Source organism: Rhodopseudomonas sp. BR0G17 (assembly GCF_010907025.1).
In the GTDB taxonomy this organism is placed as follows: domain Bacteria; phylum Pseudomonadota; class Alphaproteobacteria; order Rhizobiales; family Xanthobacteraceae; genus Rhodopseudomonas; species Rhodopseudomonas palustris_H.
Map to the genome: position 1 here is coordinate 20,211 of NZ_QUML01000046.1, position 7,997 is coordinate 28,207.

Annotated in this window: 8 protein-coding genes; 4 read left to right on the plus strand and 4 right to left on the minus strand. The window is 64.6% G+C overall.

Annotation, left to right across the window (positions count from 1 at the left end):
* Positions 1 to 40: 40 nt before the first annotated feature.
* Positions 41 to 1,042 (minus strand): alpha/beta fold hydrolase, encoded by a 1,002-nt coding sequence (locus DY467_RS23490; protein WP_164639358.1) that lies wholly within the window; start codon positions 1,040 to 1,042, stop codon positions 41 to 43.
* A 152-nt stretch (positions 1,043 to 1,194) separates the two neighbouring features.
* Here DY467_RS23490 and DY467_RS23495 point away from each other — a divergent pair, with 152 nt between their 5' ends.
* From DY467_RS23495 to DY467_RS23505, 3 genes are read left to right on the plus strand one after another with little or no spacing between them, the layout of a single operon-like run.
* On the plus strand, positions 1,195 to 2,457 hold the full coding sequence (locus DY467_RS23495) for an efflux RND transporter periplasmic adaptor subunit (RefSeq protein WP_164639360.1): 1,263 nt from the start codon (positions 1,195 to 1,197) through the stop codon (positions 2,455 to 2,457).
* Positions 2,454 to 3,680: an ABC transporter permease gene (locus tag DY467_RS23500; RefSeq protein ID WP_164571577.1), complete on the plus strand. Its 1,227-nt coding sequence runs from the start codon at positions 2,454 to 2,456 to the stop codon at positions 3,678 to 3,680. Before DY467_RS23495 ends, DY467_RS23500 begins: the two co-directional genes overlap by 4 nt.
* Positions 3,673 to 4,353, plus strand: a complete 681-nt coding sequence (locus DY467_RS23505) for an ABC transporter ATP-binding protein (RefSeq protein WP_164639361.1) — start codon at positions 3,673 to 3,675, stop codon at positions 4,351 to 4,353. The genes DY467_RS23500 and DY467_RS23505 overlap by 8 nt, the downstream gene beginning before the upstream one ends.
* A gap of 96 nt (positions 4,354 to 4,449) precedes the next feature.
* Here the strand turns inward: DY467_RS23505 and DY467_RS23510 are convergent, their stop codons facing one another.
* Complete coding sequence (locus tag DY467_RS23510; RefSeq protein WP_164639363.1) at positions 4,450 to 5,667, minus strand: ABC transporter substrate-binding protein; 1,218 nt, start codon at positions 5,665 to 5,667, stop codon at positions 4,450 to 4,452.
* Between the two features lie 601 nt (positions 5,668 to 6,268).
* On the opposite strand from DY467_RS23510, the gene DY467_RS23515 reads away from it, so the two are divergent.
* The gene (locus DY467_RS23515; protein ID WP_164639365.1) at positions 6,269 to 7,090 is read left to right on the plus strand and encodes a flagellar hook basal-body protein; all 822 of its coding nucleotides are present in this window, start codon (positions 6,269 to 6,271) and stop codon (positions 7,088 to 7,090) included.
* 109 nt (positions 7,091 to 7,199) lie between these two features.
* On the opposite strand, the gene DY467_RS23520 is transcribed toward DY467_RS23515, so the two are convergent.
* Together DY467_RS23520 and DY467_RS23525 are read right to left on the minus strand one after the other, a co-directional pair.
* Complete coding sequence (locus tag DY467_RS23520; RefSeq protein WP_164639366.1) at positions 7,200 to 7,598, minus strand: translational machinery protein; 399 nt, start codon at positions 7,596 to 7,598, stop codon at positions 7,200 to 7,202.
* Between the two features lie 133 nt (positions 7,599 to 7,731).
* A partial coding sequence (locus DY467_RS23525) for an aldo/keto reductase (RefSeq protein WP_164639368.1) occupies positions 7,732 to 7,997 on the minus strand: 266 nt, incomplete at its 5' end.

The following is a 7,997-nucleotide window of genomic DNA, read 5'->3' on the forward strand; positions in this document are numbered from 1 at the left end:
GACGCGCTGAGGTTTCATCGCGCCGCGGACGTCGTTGGCGTCAGCTGCGCTCGGCGGCTTCGGCACGGGTCGGCGCCGCGCGCTCTGCGACCGCATCCGCCAGCCGCTCGATCTCGGCCGCGATGGTGTCCGCATGGGCATGATGCGCCATATGGCCGGCGCCGTTGAGCCGCAGCAGCCGTGCTTGCGGCACCGCCTGGGCCAGCGCCTCGGCATGGACCTGCGGCGGCACCACCGGATCGGCGGTGCCGGCGACGATCACGGTCGGCACCTGGATGCCGCCATAGCGCGGCACGTGGTCGATCAGCTGATCGCGCAGCCCAGCATATTCCTCGAGGCTGGCGGCGAACCGCTTGGCGGTCAGCGCCAGCGCCAGCCGGCTGCGCTCGGCATAGTCCGCCGGCGGCGTCTCCGGACGGAAGATCCGTGCCGAGATCCCCTTCATCATCGCCAGCGACAGTGGCGGCAGCAGCGTGTAGGTGACCAGCGGCTTCATCAGCAGTTCGGCGGCCCGCTGGAACAGCGGCAGGCCCTGCGGCCGCGGATGGGTGGTCGGATTGATCAGCACCAGCCCGGCGACGGTGTCGGGATTGTCGAGCGCATAGCGCAGCGCGATCAGGCCGCCGAACGAATGCCCGACCACGATCAGCGGCCCGGCGTCGCGATCGCGCAGCACTTCGCGGATCAGCGTCACCTGATAGGCCGGCGAGGCGACCGGACCGGTGCCGGTGACGCTGTAGCCCTGGCCGGGGCGGTCCGGAATGATCACCCGCAGCCGCCGCGCCAGCCGCTCGCCGAGCGACATCCGCATGTCTTCGCAGCACAGATTGGCGCCGTGCAGCAGCAGCACGGTCGGCCGGCCGGAAGCGGCGGGGCGGGCAGGCGCAAGATCGAGCGCGTGCATCCGCACGCCGTTGGCATTGATGAACACGCCGCGGGGCGGGTAGCGCGCTTCCAGCCGGCGCGCCAGCCGGCACGACACCCAGCCCGCCGCCGTGAACAGCACGACGACGCTCAGCACCAGCAAGATCAACGTCGTCATCGTATCCTTCGGCCATAAGCAATCGGCCGCGGACGACTCCGCAGCGGCAGGCGAAATTGAGCACGCGGACGTGTGGTCGCAATTGATCTTTCGCAATGGCTGCCCAACGGTCCGGGGATAGGTCTCGCCAGGGCGATCGACCGCGGACCATCATGTTGCAGAAAGTCGAGCAAATCGACACGCCGCGGCCCAATCTGGCGGTGCGCTGGGCGGGCGGGTTGTGGCGTCATAAATGGCCGGTGCTTGGCATCGTCCTCGTCCTGATCGCGGCGGGTCTCGGGCTTGCCCGGTTGCTGCTCGGGCCCGAAGTGGTGGCTGCGCTGGTCCAGCGCGGCAACCTGGTCCAGACCGTGGTTGCCAGCGGCCATATCGAAACACCTTACCGCGTCGAAATCGCCAGCCAGATCACCGGTACCGTCAAGGATGTGTTGGTGAAGGAGGGCGAGCAGGTGCACCAGGGGCAGCAGCTCGTCGCGATCGAGGCGTCGGAGCTGCAGGCCTCGGTGGTGCAGGCGGAGGGCGCGGTGGCGCAGGCGCGGGCGCGGGTGCGCCAGCTTCGCGAGCTGACCAAGCCGGCCGCCGACGAAGCCCTGAAGCAGGCACAGGCCAATTTGCTGAATGCCGAGGCGACGTACGAGCGCGCCTCCAAGCTCGCCGCCTCCGGCTATGGCACCAAGGCGACGCTCGACGACGCCACCAAAAATCTCGACGTCGCGCGCACTCAGGTGCGCACCGCTGAGCTGCAGGTGTTCACCACCAGCCCCGGCGGCAGCGACTTCGTGATGGCAGAGACCCAGCTCAGCCAGGCGCTCGCCAATCTCAACACCGCGCAGGCGCGGCTCGGCTACGCCACCATCGTGGCGCCGCGCGACGGCGTGCTGATCACCCGCAATGTCGAGCGTGGCACCGTGGTGCAGCCCGGCAAGGCACTGCTGGTGCTGGCTCCGGCCGGTGACGTCCAGATCGTGGTGCAGATCGACGAGAAGAATCTCGGCCAGCTTGCGCTCGGCCAGCACGCGGTGGCTTCTGCCGATGCCTATCCGGACAAGCGCTTCTCCGCCGTGCTCAGCTACATCAATCCGTCGGTGGACATCAATCGCGCCTCGGTCGAGGTCAAGCTCAAGGTCGACGATCCGCCGGATTATCTGCGGCAGGACATGACGGTGTCGGTCGATATCGCCACCGCAGAGCGCAACGACGTGGTGATCGTTCCGGCGCGCGCTGTGCATGATGCTGCGACATCTCCGTTCGTTCTGACGACCGAGAACGGCCGCGCCGTGGTGCGCAAGGTCAAGCTCGGCTTGCGCGGCGTCGGCTTCTACGAAGTGCTCGACGGTCTCAGCCCCGGAGAGACGGTGATCCCGCTCACCGCCGGCGTCAAAGCCGGGCAACGCATCCGGGTGGTGGTGCCGTGAAGCGCTGGGTGCCGTTCGAGTGGATCGCCGCGGCGCGGTTTCTGCTCGACGGCGCGGTACAGACGCTGGTGATCGTTGGCGGCATCGCGATCGGCGTCGGCGTCATCGTGTTCATGTCGGCGATGCTGGCCGGACTGCAGGCCAATTTCATCAAGCGGGTGCTGACTTCGGTGCCGCAGATCCAACTGATCCCGCCAGACCAGGTGGCGCGGCCGCTGCGCGACGCGCCCGGCACCTTCGAAGCCGCCACCGTGCAGCGCCCGACGCAGCGGGTGATTTCGATCAACCAGTGGCCGAAGATCCGGGCCGAGATGCAGGCGAGGCCGGACGTGATCAACGCCGCCGCCACCGCGTCCGGCTCGGCGCTGGCCCTGCGTGGCGACACCAGCCGGGCGGTGACGCTGAACGGCATCGAGCCGGAGATCTATTTCAAGATCGTCAAGGTCCCCGACTACATCGTCGCCGGCAGCGCGAAGATCACCACCGAGGGCATTGTGGTCGGCACCGAGCTGGCGCGGGACCTCGGCGCCTCGCTCGGCGACAAGATCATCGTCTCGACCCCGCTCGCCGGCAATCGCGTGCTGACCATCAACGGCATCTTCGATTTCGGCAACAAGGCCGCCAACCAGCGCACCACTTATGTCACGCTGCGCAACGCCCAGAGCATGCTCGGGCTGCTCGGCGGCGTCACCTCGATCGACCTCACCGTCAACGACATCTACGCGGCCGAAGACATCGCCCAGGAGATCCAGGCGACGCTGCCGGTGGAGGCCGACAGCTGGATCAAGACCAATGCGCAATTCTTCACGGCGGTGCAGGCGCAGAAGAATTCCAACACGCTGATCCGGCTGTTCGTGGGATTGTCGGTGGCGTTCGGTATCGCCGCCGTGCTGATCGTGTCGGTGATCCAGCGCTCCAAGGATATCGGCATTCTGCGGGCGATGGGCACCCGGCGCGAGCAGATCCTGCAGGTATTCCTGATCCAGGGCGGGCTGCTCGCCTTCGTCGGTTCGCTGATCGGCTCCGGGCTCGGCGCGCTGGCACTGATCGTGTGGCATCGCCTGGCCCGGCAGGTCGACGGCAGCGAGCTGTTTCCCCTGATCCTCGACCCCGATCTGTTCGTCTGGGCCTCGGTGCTCGCGACCGCGACCGGTGTCGCGGCGGCGATCGCACCGGCGCTGCGCGCCGCAAGGCTTGATCCGGTGGTGGCGATCCGTGGCTGACGTTCTCAACCTAGACGGGATCCGCAAATCCTACAACGTCGGCACGCCGGTCGAGACCGAAGTGTTGCACGGTATAGACCTGACGATGCAGCGCGGGGACTTCCTGGCGCTGATGGGGCCGTCCGGCTCGGGCAAGTCAACGCTGCTGAACATCATCGGGCTGCTTGACCGGCCGACCGGCGGACGGCTGCTGATCAACGGAGAGGATACGGGCCGGCTCGGCGATTCGGCGCTGACGCATCTGCGCGGCCACGCCATCGGCTTCGTGTTCCAGTATCACTATCTGATCTCGGCCTTCACCGCGCGGGAGAACGTGATGATGCCGATGCTGGTCGATCGCGGGCGCCCGGATGCGGCGATGGAAAAGCGCGCCGACGAGCTGCTCGACCGTGTCGGCCTTTCCAAATGGCGCAACAATAGCGCGACCAACATGTCCGGGGGCCAGCAGCAGCGCGTCGCGGTTGCGCGGGCTTTGGCGATGGACCCGGATCTCGTGCTGGCCGATGAGCCGACCGGCAACCTCGACACCAAATCCGCCAACGACGTGTTCGAGCTGATGCGCCAGATTAACCGTGAGCGCGGCACCACGTTTCTGCTCGTCACCCACAACGACGACCTCGCCGAACGCTGCGACCGCATCGTCCGGGTGGTGGATGGGAAGATCGCGGGATAGCGGCTGATCAGGCTGCGGCTTGGCGCAAGCAAGGTCCAAAAGCGTGATGCGCGGGCTCACCTCGAGCCCGCGCATCCGTCAATCGTGGAGGTCTGGTTAGTTCGTGACCCGGGCTTCGAGTACGTCGCCGAACATCTCCCAGCGGTCGCCCTTGAAGCGCATCAGCTGCATCTGCTCGATCGGGAAATGATCGGTGGGCGAAGTGTTCATGGTGATGCCCGGCAGCAACGAGGACGGCGCGTAGCCCTTCAGGCTGGTCGCCACCTTCATGATGTTCTCACGCGTCAGATTATCGCCCGCCTGCCTCAGGATGTATTCCAGCGTCTGCGCGGCACCGTAGGAGTACAGCAGCAGACCGTTGGAGCGATCGGAGCCCGGCATGTATTTCTCGAGGAAGGCGTCCCACTCCTTTACGCCCGGATCGTCCTTCCAGGTCGGATCGGTCGGATCCTTGACGTAGCTCGCGGTGATCGCGTCCTGGGCAAATTCCATCCCGGCCGGTTTGATCACTGCACCGACAGACGACGAGACGTTGTTCAGAACGTGAACCGGCTTCCAGCCGAGTTCGCCCATCTTGCGGATCGCCAGCGCGGCGAATTTCGGCGTGGAGAGATTGAGGAACAGATCGGCGCCCGAGGCCTTGAGCTTGGCCATCTGCGAATCGATGGTCGGGTCGGTGATGTCGTAGGTCGCCTCGGAGATGATCATCGAGGTCTTGGCGCCGAACCCGTCCTTGACACCCTTATAGATGTCCTTGCCGTAGTCGTCGTTCGCCACCAGCACGGCGATCTTGGCGTTGGGATAGGTTGCCATGATCCACTTCGCGTAGATACGCCCCTCAGCCTGATAGGGCGGATTGAACGGCATGGTCCAGGGATAGGTCTTCGGATCGTCGCCGAACCGCGTGCCGCCGCTCGACAGCATCAGCTGCGGCACCTTCTTCTGGTTCAGATACTTCATGACGGCGGTGTTCGATGGCGTGCCGAGCGTGTGGTACAGGAACAGCACCTCGTCGCCTTCGACCAGCTTGCGGGTCTGCTCCACCGCCTTCGGCGGCGAGTAGGCGTCATCGTACGAAATGAAATTGATCTTGCGGCCGTTGATGCCGCCTTTCTCGTTCAGCATCTTGACGTAGGCGCTCTGGACCTGGCCGACGATGCCGTAAGCCGACGCCGGGCCGCTGTACGGCACGAAATTCCCGACCTTGATCTCGGTGTCACTGACGCCGGGGCCGTAAGATTTCTGCGCAAGCGCAACGCCGGGTGCGAACAACGACGTCGCCGCGAGAACGGCCGCAAGTCCGAAGAGTCTCATCTGTTTCCATCCCATTTTCTTGGCGCGATCTGTTCGATCGTCACGGCGGCGATACTAGACGCCCGCAGGTGGAGCGCGCAATCCCGATCACGTGGACCGATCAGCGCATCTGACTGAGCACCCTAGGAGGACGATGCAAGCAAGCTGCGAGGAATGATCCATCGAATTGCTTTGTGCGGAATTTCGGTTGCCGGCCATTTTGTGCCGGCAAGAAGTTGGTCTTGCTCGCCGATAGCCTGATGGAGACTGCCTCCACAAAGCTGGCCGCCAACGTGTCCGCGATCTGAATTCTCTGTCGCGAATGGCGGGTAGTTACGGGGTGCGGATAGCAGACTGACAGTCTGCTAATTGAGCGGGCTTGCGCCAAGCTGTCTCGGCCGCTCGGCTGCGGTAAGCCATGTGTTGTGAATTACTTATGTTGTGCGCGCCGGCCGCTTTTGAGGAAAGACTTTCCGACCGGTCGCACAAAATTTCCTCGTAGAAGAATGGGGTGGCTTGTCGATGTCGTTGATTTGCTTGAGGTGCGCTTCTGGTGCGCGCCTTGCAGAGCTCTTTGGGGTGCGCAGAAATCAAGGCGCAGACACCGATCAGGGAGCTCCTTATGGGATCACTTGGTGCATTGTGGACGGCGACCACGGGCCTGCAGGCTCAGTCTGCCGCTTTTGAGAACATCTCGGGCAATGTCGCCAATTCGCAGACAACTGCATTCAAGGCGACCAATACGGCGTTCTCCGACCTGATCTATCCGCCGCAGGTCTCGGATACCGTCTTATGGCGTTCAGTCCTGACCAACAATCAGCAGGGATCGATCAGCAATGATCCGGTGAGTACCCATATGGCGATCGGCGGGGAGGGGTATTTCACGGTCGAGGCGCCGTCAGGGGTGAGCGGGAGCGGCCAGCCGACGTTCAGTACCAGCGAGACCACCTATACGCGACGCGGCGATTTCGATCTCAAGAACGGCTATCTCGTCAACGGCGCGGGTTACTACCTGATGGGATCTCAAATTGATCCCGTCACTGGCGCTGTGGGCAGCCTGGCGCCGCTTCAGTTCGATACCAGTACGGAAGTGCCAAATCTCGGCGTTCTGCAGAGCCTGTCGGTCAGCTCATCCGGCAAGCTGCAAGGCACCTATTCCAAGGGCCAAACGGTCGATGTTGCGTCGCTTTCGATAGCCAGCTTCGCCGGCGAGGGTTTTATGAAGCAGGGCAGCGGCGGAACGTTCTCGCCGACGCCTCAATCCGGTCCAGCCCTTTACATCAGTTCTGGCACGGTGGTGGGAAACGCGCTCGAGGCGTCGAACGTGGACATTGCGGATCAGATGACCACGATGGTTCAAGCGCAGCAGGCTTATTCGGCTTGTACACGAGTCGTGACCGCATCGAACGAGATGATGCTGACGATGACCAGCCTCACCATCTGAGCCGGCGGTGACGCAGTGTGATCTCCTGTGCGGACGTCGGCACGTGCCCCCAACATTGCAGGTCAGCAGCCGGGATCAACCGGCTGCTGCTGGCGCTTGCTGATCTGTCTCACCGCGTCTGCGGCGTGGTCCGGTCTTCGGCTTTGAAATACTTGCGGGCGTGGGCGACGATCTGGCCGTCGCTGGGATGATCGACGGTTTCGACCGCGGCGATCTTGGCTTTCAGGGCCGGGTTGTGGTCGGCGATGTATTTTTCCAGCGCGTGCTTGGTCTGCGCCGGGCCGACGATCAACACGATGCCGGCGTCGGCGATCGCTTCCATCGCGGCGTGGAGGAAATGCTCGTCGACCGGCTCGTGGCCGGAGCCGACCGCACGATGATGGTGGACGTGCCGGTTCGGATTGTCGGCGTGCACCACGAGCTTGTCGGCGTCGGACGGGTTGAAGTGAAACACCCGCGCTTCGCGATGGTCGATCCAGATCACGGCGTGGAAATGGGGGCTGGTCATAGGGCGGTCTCCCGGCTTCTGGCACGGCACACAGGCAACAACGATCGCGGCCGCACGGCGAAGCCGAGATTACGGTCCGCCTCGGCGTCTCGGCTTGATCGGCCGCAACTTTGGCCGGAAGCCCGGTCGCCGGCTAGCCGGCGTGGCGCACCCGCCGACCCTCGATCGGGTAAGCCGGGTCGTTATAGCCGGGCGTGGAGGGATGGCCGCTCGCCACCAGGCTGTCGATCAGCGCCTCGTCCTCGGCAGTGAAGCGGTAGTCGAGCGCCCGGACATAATCGTCCCATTGCCGTTCGGTGCGCGGGCCGGCGATCACCGAGGTCACCAGCGCGTTGTTCAGCACCCAGCCGACTGCAAACTGGACGGCGGTGGCGCCCTTGGCCTCGGCGTGGGCCCGGA